Raw genomic sequence first — 21,603 nt, forward strand, 5'->3', positions numbered from 1 at the left:
TGATGATTTGCTGCAAAGATAATGGTTTAAAAATTACGAGTCGTGAGTTGAGGCTACGCTTTGAAATAAATTGATATTAAATAGCAATGACCTTTGTTAACTAAACCTGATTGAACGGAAAACCCGCAGCGAATAGTAGGTAAGTGGTGGCACGACTAGGAGTCGTGTCAACCTCTTTGAAGCAAGGGTTTGAAGTGAAAGCAGGGCTTTAATAAGTAAATACTTACGAAATTTCCGTTTTCAAATACTCCTTTTCAAATCTTGAAATTAGCTCATTTTCAAATTTTCAAAAGTTTATCTTTGCACCACAATGATAGCGATTAACGATTTAACTTTTGAGATTGGAGCCAGAGCACTTTATGATGAGGCTTCTTGGCATATTAAACCAGGTGAGCATATTGGATTGATTGGTGCGAATGGTACGGGTAAAACTACATTGTTGAAATTGATTGTAGGTGATGAACGGCCAACAAGCGGAGTTATTTCTAAATCAAAAGATATAAAAATTGGTTACCTGAATCAGGATTTGCTTTCCATACATTCTGATTTCAGTATTTTACATGTGGCGATGGAGGCTTTTGAGCGCCAAAATCAGTTGCATGATGAAATTGAAGAGATCTTGCAAAAGATGGAAACCGATTATTCGGAAAGTTTGCTTCACAAATTGAGCGATAAACAACAAGAATTTGAAAATCTAGATGGTTATAATATTCAGTATCATGCTGAGCAAATTTTAGCCGGTTTGGGTTTCAATCCTGAAGATACAAAGCGCCCGCTAAAGGAGTTTTCAGGAGGATGGCGTATGCGTGTGATGCTTGCTAAAATCCTTCTGCAAAAGCCTGATTTACTATTGTTGGATGAGCCTACCAACCACTTGGATCTTCCGTCAATTAAGTGGTTAGAAGATTATCTGAATGCATTTGATGGTGCTTACATCATCGTTTCTCACGACCGATACTTCCTTGATCGTACCGTTACTCGTATTGTGGAGTCACGTGGTGGACAGTTGACAGTTTATGCTGGTAACTATACTTTCTATCTGGAAGAAAAAGCCATGCGTGATGAGATTCAGGGAAATCAGTTTAAAAATCAACAACAAAAAATAAAGCAGGAAGAAAAGCTTATCGATAGGTTCCGCGCTAAGGCGAGTAAAGCCAAAATGGTGCAGTCGCGTATTAAGGCTCTCGACCGTATGGAGAAGGTAGAAGACGTAGACAGCGACGTAGCTTCCGTATCTTTTAAATTCAAATGCAGCCGACCGTCGGGTCGTCATGTGGTGATGATGAAAGACATTTCAAAATCATATCCGGGGCTTGATATTCTTAAGAAAGCTTCCGCTGATATTGAAAAAGGCGATAAAATTGCTCTGATTGGTGCCAACGGTAAGGGAAAGTCGACCTTATTGCGTTTGGTAGCAGGTACGGATAAATGCGAAGGTGAAATTACGGTTGGTCATAATGTATCTCAAACGTTTTTCGCGCAGCATCAGTTAGAATCGCTGCATTTAGAGAATACCATTTTAGCGGAGATGCAGGCATTTGCCCCAACGCATACCGATACTGAATTACGTGGAATATTAGGTTGTTTCCTCTTTACGGGTGATGATGTATTCAAAAAGATTAAAGTGCTTTCAGGTGGTGAGAAATCACGCGTGGCTTTGGCGAAAGCATTAACGTCTGATGCCAATTTCCTGGTGCTCGATGAGCCTACCAACCACTTGGATATGCAGTCGGTGAATATTTTGATTCAGGCTTTACAACAGTATGAAGGCACCGTAATTCTGGTTTCTCACGATCGTTACCTTGTTGATAATGTGGCCAACAAGATTTGGTTCATTGAAGATCATGATATTAAACAATATCCGGGTTCATACCGTGAGTTTGATGAATGGTATGAAAAACGTATTAAGGATAAAGAGCGCGACGCTAAAACAGGTAAGAAAGTGGAGCCTAAAGTTGAAAAGAAAGAAGGAAAGGTTGCTCAAATTGACGTTAAACCTGAGAAATCGAAGGAACTTAAAAAGATGAATCGGGAATTGGAGCAATTGGAGCAACAATTAGCGGATTTAGAAACAGAAAAAAAGCGCATTGAGGCTGAAATAGGCAAGGAAGAGGTTTTTTCAAATCCTACTAAATTAAATGAAGCCAATAAAAGCTACACAGAGGTTAAAAAAGACCTTGAAGATGTTCAACTGCAATGGGATCAGTTAGCTGATAAAATAATGGAAATGGAGAGTTAGTTTGAGGAAGAATAAAGACAAACTTCAAATTTGATAAACAGAAACGCCTCGAATTTCGAGGCGTTTCTGTTTATCAAATAAGTATTAGGGGATTTAGGGTTTAAAGCGTTAGATTCTCTTTAAATAAACGCCCATCTTTGGTAAAAAACAGATTCTTTTTTTGAATGTCGTTTTTGGCCACATAAACCTTATACAACAAACTGTATTCGGGTGATTCTACCTTTTCTGTTTTTTGAATTTCCCAGTCTTCTGCATATTTACTTTTATCAAAACCATCTTTTACTGAAGCAGGCACTTCTTTTTCCTCCAAAGGAGTTGTGGTACTTTGCCAATTTCCGCCACTTGAAAATACAGCTGTACTGCTGGTATTCTTCAGTTCAAAAGATACGATATACCTTATTAATTGATTTTCCCAAACCACTTCTGTGGCAGAAGGGTACTTATTGTGAAATGCTTCTTTAACTTTTTCAGGAACCTTTTGTGCAACAGCCGAAATACTGACCATGCAAAATGCGAGTAATAGCGTAGTTGTTAATCGTTTTTTCATTGTTTAAGCTTTTTTGGTTTAATAGAACGAGAGATCTATGAAGGAAGTATGGAGTTGCCTTCAATTGGGTCCGAAAATAATAAAACTAATTAATTGCAATATATCGTATGATTGTTTATTGATAAAGTTCATCAACCGGTTCAAAAACTTTCATTCAAACTTTTCTTTAAATATATTTACTGTAAACCCATTCAAATAAAACCTATGAACCGAGTAATCCTGTCCGTATGCCTTCTTGTTGTGGGCACTTCTGCTTTTGCTCAAAAAGATGTACAGAAGAAACTTCAAACACAATTTATCGAAGCTGAAAATGGCAGCGTAATTGAACTGGAAGAAGGTACATTTTACCTGGATGCCAGCCTTTCGATGGATGATAAGAAAAATATCACCATTAAAGGCAAAGGAATGAATAAAACCATCCTTTCATTCAAAGGGCAAATTAGCGGAGCTGAAGGAATTAAGATTACAGATGGATCAAATATAGTTTTGCAGGATTTAACCGTTCAGGATGCCAAGGGCGATTGTGTAAAGACCCAAAAAGTGGATGGAATGGTGTTTCGCAATGTAAAAGTGGAATGGACAGACGGACCTGATAAAAATAATGGCGGGTATGGTTTGTATCCTGTTCAATGTAAAAATGTACTGATTGAGGGTTGTGAAGCGGTTGCTGCTTCGGATGCCGGTATTTACGTAGGTCAATCGCAATACGTAATTGTTCGGAACAACAAAGCTTATGAAAACGTTGCAGGCATCGAAATTGAAAACACACTGCATGCCGATGTTTACGAAAATGAAGCGGTGAACAATGTGGGAGGTATTTTGGTGTTCGATTTACCGGGTTTGATACAGAAAAAAGGCGGACATGTACGTGTGTTCAATAACAATGTACATGATAATAATCACTTGAATTTTGCTCCTAAAGGAAACATTGTGGCTAAAGTACCGCAGGGAACGGGTATAATGGTTCTGGCTACCAATAATGTTGAAATATTCGATAATAAAATCATCAATAACCGAACGGTAGGTACTGCATTGGTTAGCTATTATATAGCTGAAATTCCAATTAAGGATAAAGAGTACTATCCTTACCCTACAAATATTTATATCCATGATAACTTTTATGAACGGAAACACGAGCACGCTACTATGAAGGGTCGCATGGGTAAAATGTATCGTTTTAAGCTGAAGTTTGGTAAAGATGTTCCGTTTATTCAATACGATGGAATTATTGATTCTAAGTTTAAGAATGCAGACGGAAGCATTAAGTCAGAACTGGGTATTTGCATCTTCAATAATAAAAACCAATCATTTGTGAATATGGATGCTGAAAATGGATTTAAAAATATTTCAAGAGATATGAAGTCTTTTGAGCGTGAAGGAACCAAACAAGAGGAAGTGGTGTTAAGCATTAAATAGTCTCGATTCGTACCATTATAAATATGAAGCAACTTTTCGTTTTCAGTGCTCTGCTAATCGTTACTTGTGCATTGAGTCTTGCTTTCATCAAGGTTCCGGCTGTTGAAAAGAAAGATAAGCTCTCGGAGTATGGATTTTTTAAAGGGAAAATGGCCGACCTCGTTCCTAATGATGGAGTATTACCATATAGTTTAAATACGACCTTATTTTCCAACTATGCCGAAAAACTACGTTTTGTCCGTGTTCCGGAAGGCGCAACGGCTACATATACATCAGAAGGCACATTTGATTTTCCGGTTGGAACCATCTTGATTAAGAATTTCTATTATCCTTTTGATTTTCGTCGCCCTGAAAAAGGTAGGCGGATTATTGAAACAAGGCTGTTAGTAAAGCAGGAGAATGAATGGGTAGCATGGCCTTACATTTGGAATGATGCGCAAACCGATGCAGCGTATGACGTGGCTGGTGAAACACGTCAGGTTTCGTATATAGATAATCAAGGTAAAAAAGTAACCACCAATTACGTTATCCCTAATAAAAACCAATGCAAAGGATGTCATAACAAAAACGGGATTATACAACCCATCGGTCCATCAGCTATGCAGCTTAATCGTAAACAAGAATATGCTGGAAATGCCGAAAATCAACTAGAACATTGGCGAAAAATGGGCATACTCAATAATTTACCTAATATGAAAACAGTACCGAAATTGGCAGTTTGGAATACCCCTTCTTCAGGTAGTCTTGATGACCGTGCCCGGGCATATTTGGATATTAACTGCGGTCATTGCCATCGTAAAGAAGGCCCTGCTAGTACTTCAGGTATGTTTTTGAATATTGGAGAAGTTGAACCATCTGTTTTTGGAGTAATGAAGGCTCCAATTGCAGCTGGAAGAGGTGCAGGTAATAGAAGTTTCGATATAGTTCCCGGAAAGCCTGATGAATCGATTTTATTATATAGAATGGAGGCTATTGATCCGGGAATTGCCATGCCTGAATTAGGAAGAGAACAGGTGCACAAAGAAGGAGTAGAGCTGATTAGAGAATGGATTAAGAGGATGAAATGATATCAATCTTGCATTTTTATTTTTAAAAATGTTCTTGCCATCAATCTTTAACTATAATAGAAATTTTTACTACGTTTAAGCCTATTTAGAATAATGTTGGAATGAAATCTACCCTTAAAGTTATAATTCTTTTTTTCATTTTATTCAGCTCAACTAAGACTGTAGCCGTTTCGGATGAATTGGTTTATAAGGATTGGGTTTATAAGCCTAACATTAAAACCGTTCAGTTTTATAATGTTAATCAGGAACAATCAACGCCAATATATGTGCTCGGAAGTGCAGATAAACTCGTATTTAGCTTTGATGATATAAACGGTGGCTCAGAAAATTACACTTACACTTTTATTCATTGTACCTACGACTGGAAACCAAGTAATGTTTCGAGTATTGACTATTTGAATGGTTATTCAGAGGATCGAATCAATGATTACGAATATTCATTGAATACCTTTCAGGCTTATACACACTACAAACTTGCACTACCCAATAATAACATGAAACCCTTAATTGGGGGGAATTACCTGCTTAAGGTTTATTTAAATAATGATCCCAATGATTTGGTAATTACACGAAGGTTTTATGTGCTGAATAATAAGGTTTCAATTGACGCTGAGTTGGCCAGAAGTTCGGTGATAAACGATCGTGAGCGCAAGCAAAAATTAAACTTCATCATCAATCATCCTGCTATAAATGTTTTTAATCCGCAGTTGGAAATAAAGGCAGTTGTTACTCAAAATGATCGCCCTGATAATGCCCAAGTATTAACCCAGCCATTATTTATCAGAAATAATCAGCTGGTTTATGATAACATAGATGCCTGTGTTTTTAATGGAGGAAGTGAATTTCGTCATATCGATACACGAAGTTTACGTTTTTTTTCAGATCGAATACAAGATATAGTCAGGGAGAAAGGTAAAACGGATGTTTACCTTTTTGCAGACGCTGATCAGAGCGGAATGGCTTATTCATCATGGACCGATATAAATGGGACTTATCTTATTCGAAATCAAGACGGTTCCCGACCCGAAACGGATGGAGATTATACCTGGGTTCATTTCTCACTGGCTAAACCGTATACTGAGGTAGGAGATTATTATGTATTTGGAAAATTATCTGATTGGCAAATCAAAGAAGAATTTCGTTTAGGATATAATGAGGTTGCTAAAACGTACCAAAACAAGTTGTTATTAAAACAGGGATATTATGACTATCAATATGTTTACGTAAGTCCTGAAAAGCCCATTGATGAAACCGTTAGTGAAGGCAATCACTTTGAAACAGAAAATATGTATACAATTTATGTGTATTACCATCCTTCAGGTAAAAGATATGATGATTTGGTAGGAGTAAGAAAAATCGGGACGAATATTGTACTCAGAATTCGGTAATTGAAATTATTTTCCTAAAAAAGGTCTTGTTTATTGCAACAAGACCTTTTTAGTATAACTGTGAAGTTTATTGATGTTATACATTGAATCGGAAATGCATTACATCTCCATCTTCAACTACATAAGTTTTACCCTCTACGTTAAGTTTTCCAGCTTCTTTACAGGCATTTTCAGAGCCTAGCGTTACAAAGTCAGAGTATTTAATTACTTCAGCACGGATAAAGCCTTTCTCAAAGTCAGTGTGAATCACACCGGCAGCTTGAGGAGCAGTCATCCCTAATGTAATTGTCCATGCACGTACTTCTTGAACTCCTGCTGTAAAGTAAGTACCAAGATTGAGCATACGGTAAGCAGTACGGATCAATTTGTTAACTCCTGATTCGTCTAAGCCTAAATCAGCCAGAAATAATTGTTTATCTTCATAATTGTCCAAAGAAGCAATTTCCGCCTCAATTTGAGCAGAAATAATTAAAATTTCAGCATTCTCTGCTTTTACGGCTTCTCTAACTTGTTCCACATACTTATTGCCCGTATTTACTGAACCTTCATCAACGTTACAAACGTACATAACAGGTTTTACTGTCAACAACTGAATATCTTCAATATGTTCCAGCTCAGTTTCGTCAAGATTAAGTGTACGTACAGAATTTCCGGCAAGTAGGTTTTCTTTTATTTTAGAAAGTACCTCAAGGGCTTTCTTTGCGTCTTTATCGCCGGTTTTAGCTGCACGTTCTACTTTTTGCAGCTTTTTCTCAACCGAATCAAGATCTTTAAGCTGAAGTTCTGTATCAATAATTTCTTTATCTCGAATTGGATCAACCGAACCATCAACGTGAACTACGTTTGGATCATCGAAACAACGTAATACGTGAATTATTGCATTCGTATTACGAATATTAGCTAAAAACTGATTACCTAAACCTTCACCTTTACTTGCACCTTTTACAAGGCCGGCAATATCAACGATTTCTACGGTATTAGGCACCACACGTTGTGGGTTTACCAATTCTGATAATTTATTTAAACGTGTATCCGGAACGGTAATTACGCCTACGTTTGGCTCAATCGTGCAAAATGGAAAGTTAGCAGCCTGTGCCTTTGCATTCGATAAAGAATTAAATAATGTTGATTTTCCTACGTTTGGTAATCCTACGATACCACATTGTAATGCCATATGTATAAATTCTCTTGATTATTCTTTCGTAAAAATGCCTGATTGTAATTTCGAATACAAAATTGGGCATGTGTTAATTGCGGCGCAAAGATAATAATTTGATAAGTTCAGAGCGAATTAGTTACCGATGTGGTAATATTAGTTTCATCTTTACTTCTTTTCTCTTACTTTAAGGGTCGAAATACGGTTTATACATGATAAGCAGAAGAAAATTTATTAAGCAGAGTGCCATAGCCACAGTGGCTACCACCAGTGTTCTAGATGCGTTAGCGGTAGAAACAAAGACATTTTTGAATAAGCCAATTGTGATTTCCACTTGGAACTTCGGAAAAGAGGCTAATGCAGCGGCTTGGGAAGTACTGAATAAAAAGGGTTCAGCTTTGGATGCCGTTGAAGCAGGAGTGCGGGTTCCCGAAGCAGATCCCAAAAATCAAAGTGTGGGTTTGGGTGGCTTGCCCGACAGAGATGGTCATGTAACGCTCGATTCCTGTATCATGGATCAACATGCTAATTGTGGTTCTGTAGCTGGTTTGGAACATATTGTTCATTCAATTTCAGTAGCTCGAATGGTGATGGAAAAAACGCCTCATGTAATGTTGGTAGGAGAGGGCGCCTTGCAGTTCGCACTCGCTAATGGTTTTAAAAAAGAAAATTTGCTTACTCCTGAATCGGAAAAAGCATGGAAAGAATGGCTTAAAACAGCCAAATATGAACCGGTGATTAATATTGAAAATAAGCCTGTTCCGGAAAAACTTCCGGGTGGCAAGTATAATCATGATACGATTGGGATGGTAGCAATGGATTCAACCGGGAATCTTTCGGGTGCTTGCACAACCAGCGGAATGGCTTACAAATTACATGGTCGTGTAGGTGATTCTCCGATCATTGGCGCCGGACTCTATGTTGATAATGAAATAGGAGCTGCAACTTCAACTGGGGTTGGTGAAGAAGTAATAAAAATTGTAGGATCACATCTTGTGGTAGAACTCATGCGTCAAGGCCGTACTCCTGAAGATGCTTGTAAAGAGGCGGTGGAACGTATCGTTAAACGAGATCCAAAAAGATCAAAAGAAATACAGGTGGGTTTTTTAGCGCTGAATAAATACGGTGAATACGGAGCTTATTGTCTTCAGCCTGGTTTTACATTTGCCGTTAAAACGGGTGATATAGATACTATCATCGTTGGGAAAAGCTACTATCAATAGCAATAAAGTAAAAAGCATCTTCAAATGAAGATGCTTTTTTTATTTTGATTAGATCGATAACTTAGAAAGAGAAATTGCCTCCTGATTTGTCGTCATGAACGCCATTGCTTTCAAATGCTTCATACCGTTTTTCAGAAACTTCTTGGTTTGATTTGATATAGTCAACCACCTCACTTAAACCTTCTGAAAACTTCTCGAAATCTTCTTTGTATAGAAAGATTTTATGTTTAACAAATACACCATCTTCCATACGCTTTTTACTCTCGGTAACCGTGATGTAGTAGTCACCTGATCTAGTTGATTTTACATCGAAAAAATAAGTACGCTTACCAGCTCTAACTTTTTTTGAGTAAACTTCTTCTCGCTCTTTGTTATCAAAATCTCCCATTGTTGCAATAAATATGATTATGTTGCTGTAAATATAAACTAATAAAGTTTACATTTCAAAATATTTACAATAAGATATTTGGTATTTGTGTAAAAAAATCGTAAATGACTCTTAGTGATAAGTTTATTTTTTTGGAAAAACAGGACTGGATTTAAATCTATCTTCTGTATGTATATTAGTTATTAGTTCAATAATTGCTCTTCTTCTAATAATTGTTTTTCATACAGGTCAAAATATGTTCCTTTTTTTTCTATTAATTGCTCATGAGTTCCTGTTTCAATAATTTCTCCTTTATCAAGAACTAATATTTTAGTTGCGTTTTTTATAGTGGATACCCTATGGCTAATAATAATACTTGTTTTGCCAATCATTACTTTTCCAAGATTACTCAGGATCTCTTCTTCTGTTTTTGTATCAACCGCTGAAAGACAATCGTCAAAAATGATGATCTGAGGCTTTTTGATAATGGCACGAGCAATTGAAACGCGCTGTTTTTGTCCTCCTGAAAGCGTGATACCACGCTCACCAATGGTGGTTTCAAAACCTTTAGGAAAAGCCATTATATTATCGTAAACTACAGCATTGCGAGCTGCTTCATATACTTCTTCCTTTTCGAATCTGTCAACTCCGAAGGCAATATTATTACTGATTTTATCTGAAAACAGAAACACCTCTTGCGGTACAAAGCCCATTGCACTTCGTAAGCTTTCTGTAGTATAATTGCGAATATTTCGATTATCAATTAATAGTTCACCTGCAGTAGCGTCATACATTCGTGCAATTAGATTGGCAATAGTTGATTTTCCGGAGCCTGTGCGGCCAATAATTGCGACAAATTCACCTTGCTCAGCAGTGAAGGAAATATTTTTTAAGGCTTGAATCCCCGTGTCTGGATAGGTAAAATTTACGTTCCTGAATTCAATTCGACCCTGTATTTTAATTTTAAGATTTTCGGTAGAAACAATTTCCGGCCTGGTGTGCATGAAATCATTAATCCTCTTTTGTGATGCTGAAGCCCGTTGAATAAGTGACGTTACCCAACCTAATGACATCATCGGAAATGTTAACTGATTTATATAAACAATAAACTCGGCAATGTTTCCTGGTGTGATATTCCCACTTTTAACTTCTACGCCTCCTATATATACAGTTAATATTACACTTATGCCTACTAGCAAAAGTACAGTAGGGTAAAAAAAAGCTTGGACCCGAGCCAAATTCATCGAACGACGTTTATATTCTTCACTTTGAACTTCGAAGTCTCTCTGGATCTGCTCTTCACGGCCGTATGCCTTTAAAAGCCTCATTCCTGAAAAAGTTTCCTGAGTAAAAGTTGAAAGGTTAGAAAGTTGTTCTTGGATATGTTCGCTTTTGCGATGAATAATTGAATTTACATAGTAAATGATTACCGCCATAATGGGTAGTGGTAACAAAGAGTAAACAGTTAGTTTTAAATTGATGCTTACCATGGTAGAAATTACCATTAAAAACAAAACAATTGTGTTGATTAAATACATTAATGCCGGGCCAACATACATTCTCACCCTGCTTACATCTTCGGTTATTCTATTCATTAAATCACCAGTGTTATTCCGGCGATAAAAAGCCAAACTTAGGTCTTGGTAATGAGCATAAATGTCGTTCTTAATATCGTACTCAATAAGTCGGGAAACAACAATTATTGTTTGTCGCATGAAAAACAAAAACACACCTCGGAGTAATGCCATAAGCAAAACGGTCAAGCCAAAAATCAGTACTGTCTTACTAAATATTGAATATATGCCTTTTTGTGAGCCGAAGTCGGCATATAGTTTGTATAGAGTGATGTTCTCACTTACAAGATTAAAAGCAATTCGAATGATTTTGGCCGGAATAACACCGAAAAAGTTTGAAATAGTGACAAAAATGAAACCCAAAACTAAGCGGTATCGATATTTATAGAAATACTTGTTTAGGTGCTTGAGCTCTTTCATGAAACAAAAGTTTTTTGGGGATAAAAATACCAATTCATAGCGAGATATGTGTTTTTACTATGAAGTATTGTTTTATTCGAATAATAATATAGATTTGCCAATGTTCCTATCTATGATTTTTTTTTACTCGCTACGTTTTTAAGGATATGCTAAACGTCAAAGAAGTCAATTCAGTGCAAGAGCACACCATTTTTAATCTGATGTCTGAAAATTCACATAAAAATATTGTGTACTGTTTAGACGCTGAAACAGGGTTAAAGGCAATCATTGCTATTCATGATACTACGTTGGGCCCAGCAATCGGTGGTACTCGTATGTGGAATTATCATAATGAGAATGAAGCACTTGATGACGTTCTCCGACTTTCACGCAGTATGACCTATAAAGCAGCAATTACTGGTCTTAATTTTGGAGGTGGCAATGCGGTGATTATAGGCGATTCAAATCGTGAGAAAAGCGAAGTTTTAATGCGCCGTTTTGGTAGATTTATTAATAATCTCAACGGACAATTCATTACGGCTCAAGATGTAGGTACAAATACGAAAGATATGGAGTTTATTCGTATGGAAACTCCTCATGTTGTAGGTGTGTCAGAAGCTATGGGCGGGCATGGTCATCCTGCTCCTTTTTCAGCCTATGGTGTTTATATGGGTATGAAAGCCAGCGCAAAAGAATTATGGGGAAGTGATAGCCTTTCTGGTAGGTCTGTTGCTGTTCAAGGGATTGGAAATGTAGGAGAACATCTGGTTAAATTACTACGTGAAGAAGATGCTCGGGTTTATATTAGTGATATTTCTGAAGACAGATTAACCCATGTAGCTCGAAAATATGACGCTATTATTGTTCCTAGTAATCAGATTTATGATCTTGATGTTGATATATTTTCTCCTTGTGCATTAGGAGGAACGGTTAATAGGGATACGCTGCAGCGTTTAAAATGTTCTATAATTGCCGGTTCTGCCAATAATCAACTTGCTGATGAAGAGTTGGATGGTCAATTGTTAATGGATAAAGGAATTCTCTATGCTCCTGATTTTTTAATTAACGCCGGAGGCTTAATTAGTGTTTATTCAGAGATTACCGGAACAGGGAAAAAACGAGCCATGCAATTAACGGAGAATATTTATCAGGTAACACTGGAAATATTCCGCAAATCGAAGCGGGAGATGCTTACTGCTAATCAGGCTGCGCTGAAAATAGCCGAAAAGCGTATTTCGGATATTAAAAGAATGAAAGCAAATAGTTGAATAATTTTTAGTATTTTCGCGGCTTAATTAAACTATTGTTCTTTATACATGCTTAACAGAAGGCACTTGCGAATAAAGGTATTACAAACCCTGTATGCTTTTTACCAGGCGGAAGTCAAAGATATTCAAGCTTTTGAAAAAAGCTTGCTTCAAAACGTGGCCAAGGTCAACGAATCTTACCTTACCCTGCTGAATCTAATTATTGAAGTCGCTAATTATACTGAGATCGATGCTCAGGAACGTGCTTCAAAATACATCCCAACAGAAGAAGATCTTAATGTAAATACCAGGCTGGCCTCAAATCAGCTCATTAAGCAATTAACGGTATTTAATAACCTGATCGAAGAAACTAAACGTTTAAAAATCAATTTCAGTAATGATCAGGAAATCATCAGAACTCTTTTTAAAGAGTTGAGCGTTACTCCTGAATATGCAATTTACTGTCAGTCCGAAGAGCATACACTGAAAGAAGATCGCGACATTCTAACTTTTCTTGTAAAAAAAGTGTTTCCCAAATCGATTCTGTTAGAGCAGATGATGGAAGAACGTTTTATTAACTGGCCAATTGACAAACCTACAGTTTATAGCATGGTTAGTAAAACATTATTAGAGTTCAGTGAAACCAAGCAACGTTTTGCTCCAATTTCGGCCAATTGGATAGATGATAAAGACTTTATCATTGATTTGTACCGTTTAACAATTCGTAATAATTCAGAGTACCAAGAATACATCAGTGCTAAAACAAAAAACTGGGATGCTGAACGTATTGCATACATGGATACAATTTTAATGAAGATGGCAATATGTGAGTTAATGAACTTTAATCAGATTCCTGTGAAAGTAAGCATCAATGAGTATATTGATATCTCTAAAGAGTTCAGTACTCCTAAAAGCAAAATGTTTATTAACGGTATTTTGGATAAGATTTTAATTGATCTGAAGGCAGAAAACAAGATTCGTAAAACAGGTAGAGGTTTAGTTGAATAATATTAAATTTGACACCTTGAACATAACTGTTAAACTAATTTTTAAATAAACATGAAAAAAGTTGCTATGCTTCTCATAGCTGTAGTTTTGATGACAGGTTGCAAGCAAACCTCAAAAAATCAGGCTTCAGATATGGGAAATCAAGCTGTTGACCCTGCTCAGCAAACTAGTATCAGCTTTACTGAAGATCATCATGATTTTGGTAAAGTTACCGATGGAGAGATTGTATCATATTCCTATAAGTTTAAGAATACAGGTGATAAACCATTAATCATTTCCGATGTTCATGCTAGTTGTGGCTGTACAACTCCTAACTGGGCCAGAGATCCAATTGCTCCGGGACAGGAAGGGGAAATTGATGTGAAGTTTAATTCAGAAGGCCGGGTAGGCATGCAGGAGAAGTTAATAACAGTTACAGCAAACACAAATCCAGTACAAACAGAACTACATTTGTTTGGCGAAGTAGTAGCAAAGTAATTTTAATCTCGTAATATTATAAAATAAAAAATGACCATTTCAAACGTTTTATTGATGGCTCAACAACCTGGGCAAAATCCATTGAGCACATTTTTACCATTAGTATTAATCGCAGTAGTTTTCTACTTTTTCATGATCCGTCCTCAAACTAAAAAAATGAAGGATCAAAAAAAGTTTATTGAAGAACTTAAAAAAGGTGATAAAGTAGTTACCATTGGCGGCATTCAAGGTAAAATTGCAGAGGTTGCGCCTGATACATTTTTAATTGAGGTTGACCATAATGTACGTATCCGTGTTTTGCGTTCGGCTATTTCATTGGATAATTCAAAAGCTGCAAATACAACTCCTTCAGAAGACTTGAAATAAATTTTAGAACAAATAGTGAAAAGCCATCTGTAAAAAGCAGATGGCTTTTTTTTGAACTAATATTATTATTTTGGTAAAAAACGAACTAAAACGCTCAAATCGATCTATTGGAAGCATCTAACAAAAATAGAAACCGTTATACGATCAGCTCACGAAAACGAAAAAAGTTGACTGTGTTTATATCATGTCTGTTAATCGCCGTTTTTACCTGGTTAATTGTGGCCCTTTCGCAAAAGTACAGTTACCAAATAAATGCAAAATTGGAATTTGTCAATATACCGCAGGATAGAATATTAAATATTGATCCTGTAGTGGAAGCAAAATTAAAGCTAGAGGGCACTGGTTGGGCGCTGTTATTTTCAAAACTAAATTTGGAGAAGAAACTCTTGAAAGTTGATTTAAAAAATTTAGGAAATAGCAATACACTTTCGCTGAAAAAAAACATTGATGCTTTTAACTTGCAACTTATGGGTCGTCAAAAAATCATTTCGGTTAATCCTGAACAAATAAGCTTTGATTTTAGTAGTAGAATGGTGAAAAAGGTTCCTGTTCGTTTGCAAGGGATCCTTAGTTATCAAAAACAATATCATTTGTCATCCCCTATTCTTTTATTTCCTGATAGTGTAGTTGTAAATGGTCCTATTGATCAGGTTGAAAAAATAAATGAATGGAAAACTGTTTCGTTGAATTTATCAGAAATGGATGACTCGGTGATGAGTAAAGTGAAATTAATGCCATCGGTAAATCCTTCAGTACGACCGATTCCAGATATCATTTCTGTAAGTATTCCTGTTGAACGTTTTACGGAAGGAAATATTGAACTTTTGCTCACAATGATTAATAATCAGGAGAAATTCGAAGTTAATTTACTACCTCCTAAAATAAAAGTAAAGTACTTTTGTCCTGTTAGCAGATTTCATGAAGTCCAACCCGATATGTTTGAGGTCATAGTAGATTTAAATGAATGGAAGAAACAAGGAAGAGAAAAGTTAATGGTGAAAATGTTGCGCTCTCCGGATTTTATTCGAATTGTAAGTATTTATCCAACCTCTATTGATTTTATTGTAAATAAGTGATGCTTAAAATCGGAATTACAGGGGGAATTGGTAGTGGAAAAAGCACAGTAAGCAAAATATTTGCATTGCTGGGTATTCCTGTTTTTTATGCAGATGAGCAAGCAAAAAGTTTAATGACAACCGATGCGCTGCTGATCCAAGCAATAAAGGCTAATTTTGGAGAAGATGTGTATGATGAGCATGGAAAGCTTTATAGAGCAAAACTGGCCTCCATCGTATTTAATGATGCTGCCCAGTTAAAACTACTTAACTCATTGGTTCATCCAGCTGTAATCAATGCTGGAGAACGTTGGGTTAAACAACAAATGAATTGCCCTTATGTAATAAAAGAGGCTGCATTAATGTTTGAAAGCAATTCGTATAAGTATAATGATTACAATCTAATAATTACGGCTCCTGAAGATCTGAGAATACAAAGGGTGATGTTACGTGATGCTGCTTCAGAAGAGCAGGTTAGAAGCCGGATCGAACACCAAATGCCTGAAAATGAAAAAATAAAAATGGCTGATTTTATAATTAATAATGATGAAACCATTGCAGTTATTCCGCAAATAATGGCACTCCATCATCGGTTTACTAAACAGCTTGTTTAAAATATTTACTCCATTATATATAATTCTCTAAAAATGCCAATCGAAGAAGTAATAGTGTTAACGGATATTGGTTTGTATTGTCCGATTTTCGATTTCTACCTTGATCCTAAAAGGCCGGTTAAAAATGCAGTTATATCTCATGCGCATGGCGATCATGCGGTAGGAGGGTCGCAAAATGTTTTTTGTACCGCTCCAACAAAAGCAATCATGGATCTTCGATATAAAAAAAATGCCGGCAAAAATTTTCTTGTTTATCAATATGGTGAAACTTTCACCATTGGCAGTGCTGTTATAAGTTTCTTCAGTGCAGGTCATATTTTGGGTTCGGCCCAAGTTCTTATTGTAATTGATGGGAAACGCTACCTGTATACCGGAGATTTTAAGTTAGCTTCCGATGAAACAGTTGAAGCGTTTGATTTTGTAAAAGCGGATGTGCTTATTACTGAAACTACTTTTGCAAACAAAGAAACCGTGCACCCTGATGCTGAACAAGAGATAATAAAGCTAAACTCCATGCAAGGGAATATCATTTTAGGAGCCTATGCATTAGGGAAAGCCCAGCGAATTACTCAGCTCATTAATAATTATTGTGTCGGAAAGCGAGTTTTAGCGCATTACTCCATCGCACCTATTCATAGAGTGTATGAAGGATTTGGTGTTAATCTTGGCAAATGGCAAGTTTACGATCGTAAAACAATAAAGCACTCTGCTGATAATGTGTATATTGTTCCACCTCTAACATTTTCAAGTTATCGTCATAGTCGTGATGTTTTGAAAGTATTTGCTTCAGGCTGGGATTTTCTGCAATCTGAATGTGATGAAAAACTTTTTATAAGTGATCATGCCGATTGGAAAGAAATAATTAACTTAATCGATAAGGTTGAACCATCCCAAATTTGGACCTTACACGGTGATGGAAGACAGCTTAAAGAACATCTTGAAGGTAAGATAGATGTTAAAATTTTAAATGAATAATGTTGGTAGAGGGGATTGATTATATTGTAAATGCAAATGGGCTTTTGGTTTTTACCCGAGAATATCATTTAAAACGGGGCTATTGTTGTAAAAATGGCTGCTTGAACTGTCCTTGGGATTACGCTAAGCATTCAAAGGAAAGCGCTTACAAACAAAATGAAAAAAAATAATATTATGTATTGTAATTAGTTTGATGTTATAGCATATGGAGATTGAAAAAGAAATAGTACAAAGCAAATTTGAAAGTAACACTCAAAAAGCTATTATAAACATCTTGTTTACACAAAGCTGGTTGATAACTCAATTCCGCCAGGTGCTAGATCCGTATGATATTACGTCTCAGCAATTCAATGTGCTCCGCATTTTACGCGGACAATATCCCAATCCTGCTACTTTAAATCTCGTTAAAGAACGTATTCTTGATAAGATGTCGGATGTTTCAAGAATTGTTGACCGCTTGGTGAAAAAAGAATTAGTTGAGCGAAAAACATGCAAAAGCGATAGGAGGGCAGTTGATTTGTTAATTACCTTAAAAGGGCTTGCATTGCTTGAGCAGATTAGTGATGAGGCAATGAAAAAGCAGATTGAAAATAATATTTCAGAGGACGAACTTATTCTTCTCAATAATTTGTTGGACAAAATGAGAGGGTAGACTAGGTTAGAGGTTTTAAGGATCAAGACCGATGTCTGTTTTTGAAACTTTTAACCTAAAAACCTAAACCTTCAAGTCTTAATGCGCTGCTCCTCTTGCAAAAAATAAAGCTATGGCTATACCTGCACCCATAAAAATAGCTATGGTTTTGTAGAAGTTGAATTTGTGATCTTCGCTAGCTTCAAACAAAATCGTAGTGGATATATGTAAGAAGATGCCAATTACCACGGCCATGATATAGTCAAAATACTGCGATAGAACTCCCAACGCGTTATGACTCATTGCTGTACTCATTAAAAAACCAATTGGCGACATTAATGCAAAAATAGCCAACATGCCTATCGTAACAGGTTTGCTGATATGGCTCTGCAATAAAATACTTCCTAGTGCAAATGCAGCCGGAATATGGTGTACTGCAATTCCGAATAAAAGTTCGTTTTGTGAGCTACTGCTTGATAACGGAATGGCTTCTAAAAAAGCGTGCAAACACAAGCTAGCCATTAGTCCATATGGGAACGCTGGTCCATGATGATGCGCATGAACATGCATATGACCATGTTCAACTCCTTCAGAAAATTGTTCTAATATAATCTGAAATGCAAATCCAACCAGTACAAAAACGCCAACTAAATGATTGTGTGATTCATATACTTCGGGCATCAAGTGCAGGGCACATATAGCAAATAAATAAGCACCGCTAAAAGATAAAATGAGTTTAAGGTTGTTTCTGTTACTCTGCTTAAAAAAGAAAACGGAAAGACCTCCTAAAAATGGACTCGAGAAAAGGATAAGGCTCTTAATAATCTCCATCTAATGTAAATACAGTTTTTTGCAAACTTGAAATTAGCACTCCAATAAGTGCCCCTAATAAACCTCCGCATAATACGTCAATCGGGTAATGTAAGCCTACGTAAACTTGAGCAAAACTCACAACAGCAGCCCAAATTAAACTCGCTGCAATAACCCAAGGCCAACGTTTACCAAAAGTACCGATCAGGAATAAGGAAATTGCAAAATGATTGGTTGCATGTGATGAAACAAAGCTAAAACCTTTTCCGCAGTTAACTAATAGGTTAATTTGTCCGGCCATGCTCACATCATTGCAAGGTCGCAGGCGCTGAAATACTGGCTTTATAATGCTGGCACTTGTAAAATCAGCAATTGCAAAAGTAAGGAGTAGAAATCCGATGAGGTATAAGCCTTTGATTTTATATTCTTTTATAAAGAATATAATCATGAATAAATAAAGAGGAGCCCAAAATAATGGATTTCGAAACCAAGGCATAATCAGGTCAAACATGGAGTTTGATAATCCTGAGTTAATAAAAATAAAAAGTTTACGATCAAGGTTTAGTAATTGGTCAATCATTAGGTTTTTTACAGATAAAAATTAAACGGTCTGAAGATTCAGCGATGAAGGGATTTAAATCATAATCACCAAAAATGCTTTCAATTAATAAACCTGCTTCGGTAAAATAGCGTTCGAAATCAGTAATGGTGAGCGCTTTTACTTCCTCTTTGAAGGCAAATTGATGCCCTTTATCCTCGAAATCAATATTTTTAACGATTGATTGGTTCACAATTTTTCGTTGTAAATGGAACTCAATATTCCCAATTTGCTTGGTTTCTCGAACTACCAGATTTTTTCGAATCTTTTCAGCATTCATGAAATCAAGCACCAATGTTCCACCCGGTTTGATTGATTTTGTGAACATATTTACAGCATGCTGGTTGTCGAGATCTTTCTCAAAGAAACCAAAGCTGGTAAATAAGTTAAATACGATGTCGAAATAATTGATGTAAAACAAATTTCGCATATCATGTACATAGAAATGCAATTTGTTGTTTTCTGAAGCGGTAGCAAACTTGATGTTTTCAGGAGAAAGATCAATTCCTGTAACATTATATCCTTTTTTATTCAAATAAATAGAATGCCGGCCACGGCCACAGCCTACATCTAAGATTTTTACATCTGCAGACGGAGTGAGATGAACACAAAGGTTATCCATCAGAAGCTCAGCCTCTTTCTCGTCACGTTGATTGTAAAGGATATGATAGTAATGGGAGTCAAACCAATTGTGGTACCATTTTTTTGTTTTTTCAGGCATATGCAGCAAATATATAAATACCCCTTGAGCTATACAATTTATAAAAAACCACTTTCAAATACAATTTGAACCAAAGTTATAATGATTAATAAAAGTTAATTGTTTAACAAATATTAACTCTTCCGTAATCGTGTTAATTTTTAACTTTGCAAACATTTTTCAGACGGAGGTATTCATTCGGATTTCTACGTGATAAATGCATTACTACGATAATTTTTAACTTTGTTCACAAATTTAAACTAAGTTTATTTTGACACTAATTAAGTCTATTTCTGGAATTCGGGGTACTATTGGTGGTACACCTGGCAATGCCTTAACCCCTGTTGATGTGGTAAAGTTTACATCAGCATTTGGAAAATGGGTGGTTGATAAAACCGGTAAAAATAAAATTGTTGTAGGTAGAGATGCCCGCATTTCAGGGGATATGGTACGCAATCTGGTAGTGGGTACATTACAAGGAATGGGAATCGATGTTATTGACCTGGGACTTTCTACTACTCCAACGGTTGAAATAGCTGTTCCTGAAGAGAATGCAGGTGGAGGAATAATACTTACTGCCAGCCATAATCCAAAACAATGGAATGCCCTTAAATTATTGAATGATAAAGGAGAATTTATTTCTGATGAAGATGGTAAGTTAGTGCTTAGCATTGCTGATTCAGGCGATTTAGAATATGCCGATGTTAACCATTTAGGTCAGGTTACGATAGACGAATCGTATGCTCAAAAGCATATTGATAAAATACTTGGGCTTCCAATCGTCGATGTTGAGGCTATTAAAAAAGCAAATTTTAGTGTTGTAGTGGATGCGGTGAATTCAACGGGAGGGATTTTTGTTCCTCAGCTGTTAAAGGCTTTGGGGGTTGAAGTAATACATGAAATTTTCTGTACTCCTGATGGACAGTTTCCTCATAATCCAGAACCTCTTCCGGAAAACTTAAACGCACTTGCACAAGAGGTAAAGGCAAAAAATGCAAGTATGGGTATCGCGGTTGATCCTGACGTGGATCGCTTGGTATTTGTTTGTGAAGATGGAAGTATGTTTGGTGAGGAATATACTTTGGTTGCTGTAGCTGATTATGTTTTAAAGCATAAAAAAGGCAACACTGTTTCCAATCTTTCATCAACGCGTGCCTTGCAGGATGTTACTGAAAAGCATGGGGGAAAATATACAGCCGCTGCTGTAGGCGAAGTAAACGTTGTGAATCAGATGAAGGAAACCAATGCAGTAATTGGTGGTGAAGGGAATGGTGGTATTATTTATCCTGAATTACATTATGGCCGTGATGCCTTGGTAGGTATTGCCTTGTTCTTATCGCATTTGGCACATTTTGGGAAAAATATGTCTGTATTGCGTAGTACCTATCCATCGTATCATATCTCAAAAAATAAAATTACACTGACCGAGGGTATGGATATTGATTCACTCTTGCAAAAGATACAGGAGAAATACAATAAACAACCTATGATCACTATTGATGGTGTAAGAATCGAGTTTGATAAACAATGGGTGCATTTGCGTCGTTCTAATACTGAACCGATTATCCGTATCTATTCTGAAGGAAACTCTGAAACGGTTGCTCAAGCTTTGGCCAATAAGATCATCGCTGATTTCAAAGAGTTGATTTAATGTAAAATGTTTATTACTTGTTTAAAATCGAAGTAAAAAACAAAGGTTGATATTTTAAAAATCAAATCTTTTATTGACTTTAGCCAGCCCAATAT

At 36.4% G+C, this 21,603-nt stretch carries 22 protein-coding genes; 15 read left to right on the forward strand and 7 right to left on the reverse strand.

Annotation, left to right across the window (positions count from 1 at the left end):
• The first annotated feature begins 310 nt into the window (after positions 1 to 310).
• Positions 311 to 2,239, forward strand: a complete 1,929-nt coding sequence (locus FN756_RS10070) for an ABC-F family ATP-binding cassette domain-containing protein (RefSeq protein ID WP_142603901.1) — start codon at positions 311 to 313, stop codon at positions 2,237 to 2,239.
• 100 nt (positions 2,240 to 2,339) lie between these two features.
• Here FN756_RS10070 and FN756_RS10075 read toward each other — a convergent pair whose 3' ends face one another.
• A complete protein-coding gene (locus FN756_RS10075; protein WP_142603903.1) occupies positions 2,340 to 2,786 on the reverse strand; it encodes a PepSY-like domain-containing protein in 447 nt (148 codons plus the stop codon).
• A 204-nt stretch (positions 2,787 to 2,990) separates the two neighbouring features.
• Here FN756_RS10075 and FN756_RS10080 point away from each other — a divergent pair, with 204 nt between their 5' ends.
• From FN756_RS10080 to FN756_RS10090, 3 genes are all read left to right on the forward strand, one after another.
• On the forward strand, positions 2,991 to 4,202 hold the full coding sequence (locus FN756_RS10080; protein WP_142603904.1) for a parallel beta-helix domain-containing protein: 1,212 nt from the start codon (positions 2,991 to 2,993) through the stop codon (positions 4,200 to 4,202).
• Between the two features lie 23 nt (positions 4,203 to 4,225).
• Positions 4,226 to 5,269, forward strand: coding sequence for an SO2930 family diheme c-type cytochrome (locus FN756_RS10085; protein WP_142603906.1), 1,044 nt, complete (start codon positions 4,226 to 4,228; stop codon positions 5,267 to 5,269).
• 101 nt (positions 5,270 to 5,370) lie between these two features.
• A complete protein-coding gene (locus FN756_RS10090) occupies positions 5,371 to 6,657 on the forward strand; it encodes a type IX secretion system plug protein (RefSeq protein ID WP_142603908.1) in 1,287 nt (428 codons plus the stop codon).
• Between the two features lie 76 nt (positions 6,658 to 6,733).
• On the opposite strand, the gene ychF is transcribed toward FN756_RS10090, so the two are convergent.
• Entirely contained in the window at positions 6,734 to 7,831 is a 1,098-nt protein-coding gene (ychF, locus tag FN756_RS10095; protein ID WP_142603910.1) for a redox-regulated ATPase YchF, read from the reverse strand.
• Between the two features lie 194 nt (positions 7,832 to 8,025).
• On the opposite strand from ychF, the gene FN756_RS10100 reads away from it, so the two are divergent.
• On the forward strand, positions 8,026 to 9,036 hold the full coding sequence (locus tag FN756_RS10100) for a N(4)-(beta-N-acetylglucosaminyl)-L-asparaginase (protein WP_142603912.1): 1,011 nt from the start codon (positions 8,026 to 8,028) through the stop codon (positions 9,034 to 9,036).
• 61 nt (positions 9,037 to 9,097) lie between these two features.
• On the opposite strand, the gene FN756_RS10105 is transcribed toward FN756_RS10100, so the two are convergent.
• Together FN756_RS10105 and FN756_RS10110 are read right to left on the reverse strand one after the other, a co-directional pair.
• Positions 9,098 to 9,424, reverse strand: a complete 327-nt coding sequence (locus FN756_RS10105; protein ID WP_142603914.1) for a DUF3276 family protein — start codon at positions 9,422 to 9,424, stop codon at positions 9,098 to 9,100.
• Positions 9,425 to 9,606: 182 nt separating this feature from the next.
• Positions 9,607 to 11,397, reverse strand: a complete 1,791-nt coding sequence (locus tag FN756_RS10110; protein WP_142603916.1) for an ABC transporter ATP-binding protein — start codon at positions 11,395 to 11,397, stop codon at positions 9,607 to 9,609.
• Between the two features lie 146 nt (positions 11,398 to 11,543).
• On the opposite strand from FN756_RS10110, the gene FN756_RS10115 reads away from it, so the two are divergent.
• From FN756_RS10115 to FN756_RS10150, 9 genes are all read left to right on the forward strand, one after another.
• Positions 11,544 to 12,644 (forward strand): Leu/Phe/Val dehydrogenase, encoded by a 1,101-nt coding sequence (locus tag FN756_RS10115; RefSeq protein ID WP_142603917.1) that lies wholly within the window; start codon positions 11,544 to 11,546, stop codon positions 12,642 to 12,644.
• 48 nt (positions 12,645 to 12,692) lie between these two features.
• Positions 12,693 to 13,631 carry a transcription antitermination factor NusB gene (gene nusB, locus FN756_RS10120; RefSeq protein WP_185955244.1) on the forward strand — a complete coding sequence of 313 codons (939 nt, stop codon included), beginning with the start codon at positions 12,693 to 12,695 and terminating at the stop codon, positions 13,629 to 13,631.
• Between the two features lie 51 nt (positions 13,632 to 13,682).
• Entirely contained in the window at positions 13,683 to 14,108 is a 426-nt protein-coding gene (locus FN756_RS10125; protein WP_142603919.1) for a DUF1573 domain-containing protein, read from the forward strand.
• A 30-nt stretch (positions 14,109 to 14,138) separates the two neighbouring features.
• On the forward strand, positions 14,139 to 14,474 hold the full coding sequence (gene yajC, locus FN756_RS10130) for a preprotein translocase subunit YajC (protein WP_142603922.1): 336 nt from the start codon (positions 14,139 to 14,141) through the stop codon (positions 14,472 to 14,474).
• A 107-nt stretch (positions 14,475 to 14,581) separates the two neighbouring features.
• Complete coding sequence (locus FN756_RS10135; protein WP_142603924.1) at positions 14,582 to 15,550, forward strand: CdaR family protein; 969 nt, start codon at positions 14,582 to 14,584, stop codon at positions 15,548 to 15,550.
• Positions 15,550 to 16,143: a dephospho-CoA kinase gene (gene coaE, locus FN756_RS10140; protein ID WP_185955245.1), complete on the forward strand. Its 594-nt coding sequence runs from the start codon at positions 15,550 to 15,552 to the stop codon at positions 16,141 to 16,143. The genes FN756_RS10135 and coaE overlap by 1 nt, the downstream gene beginning before the upstream one ends.
• A 33-nt stretch (positions 16,144 to 16,176) precedes the next feature.
• Complete coding sequence (locus FN756_RS10145; RefSeq protein WP_142603928.1) at positions 16,177 to 17,118, forward strand: MBL fold metallo-hydrolase RNA specificity domain-containing protein; 942 nt, start codon at positions 16,177 to 16,179, stop codon at positions 17,116 to 17,118.
• Entirely contained in the window at positions 17,118 to 17,288 is a 171-nt protein-coding gene (locus FN756_RS14475) for a DUF5522 domain-containing protein (protein ID WP_185955246.1), read from the forward strand. The genes FN756_RS10145 and FN756_RS14475 overlap by 1 nt, the downstream gene beginning before the upstream one ends.
• Positions 17,289 to 17,323: 35 nt before the next feature.
• Positions 17,324 to 17,770: a MarR family winged helix-turn-helix transcriptional regulator gene (locus FN756_RS10150; RefSeq protein ID WP_142603931.1), complete on the forward strand. Its 447-nt coding sequence runs from the start codon at positions 17,324 to 17,326 to the stop codon at positions 17,768 to 17,770.
• 78 nt (positions 17,771 to 17,848) lie between these two features.
• On the opposite strand, the gene FN756_RS10155 is transcribed toward FN756_RS10150, so the two are convergent.
• From FN756_RS10155 to FN756_RS10165, 3 genes are read right to left on the reverse strand one after another with little or no spacing between them, the layout of a single operon-like run.
• Positions 17,849 to 18,580 (reverse strand): ZIP family metal transporter, encoded by a 732-nt coding sequence (locus tag FN756_RS10155; protein WP_142603932.1) that lies wholly within the window; start codon positions 18,578 to 18,580, stop codon positions 17,849 to 17,851.
• Positions 18,567 to 19,139: a phosphatase PAP2 family protein gene (locus FN756_RS10160; protein WP_142603938.1), complete on the reverse strand. Its 573-nt coding sequence runs from the start codon at positions 19,137 to 19,139 to the stop codon at positions 18,567 to 18,569. The genes FN756_RS10155 and FN756_RS10160 overlap by 14 nt, the downstream gene beginning before the upstream one ends.
• The gene (locus FN756_RS10165) at positions 19,132 to 19,878 is read right to left on the reverse strand and encodes a class I SAM-dependent methyltransferase (protein WP_142603940.1); all 747 of its coding nucleotides are present in this window, start codon (positions 19,876 to 19,878) and stop codon (positions 19,132 to 19,134) included. The genes FN756_RS10160 and FN756_RS10165 overlap by 8 nt, the downstream gene beginning before the upstream one ends.
• Before the next feature lie 250 nt (positions 19,879 to 20,128).
• On the opposite strand from FN756_RS10165, the gene glmM reads away from it, so the two are divergent.
• Complete coding sequence (glmM, locus tag FN756_RS10170) at positions 20,129 to 21,508, forward strand: phosphoglucosamine mutase (protein WP_142603941.1); 1,380 nt, start codon at positions 20,129 to 20,131, stop codon at positions 21,506 to 21,508.
• The last annotated feature ends 95 nt before the right edge of the window (positions 21,509 to 21,603 follow it).

The sequence above is a fragment of the Solitalea koreensis genome (assembly GCF_900182575.1).
Lineage (GTDB): Bacteria > Bacteroidota > Bacteroidia > Sphingobacteriales > Sphingobacteriaceae > Solitalea > Solitalea koreensis.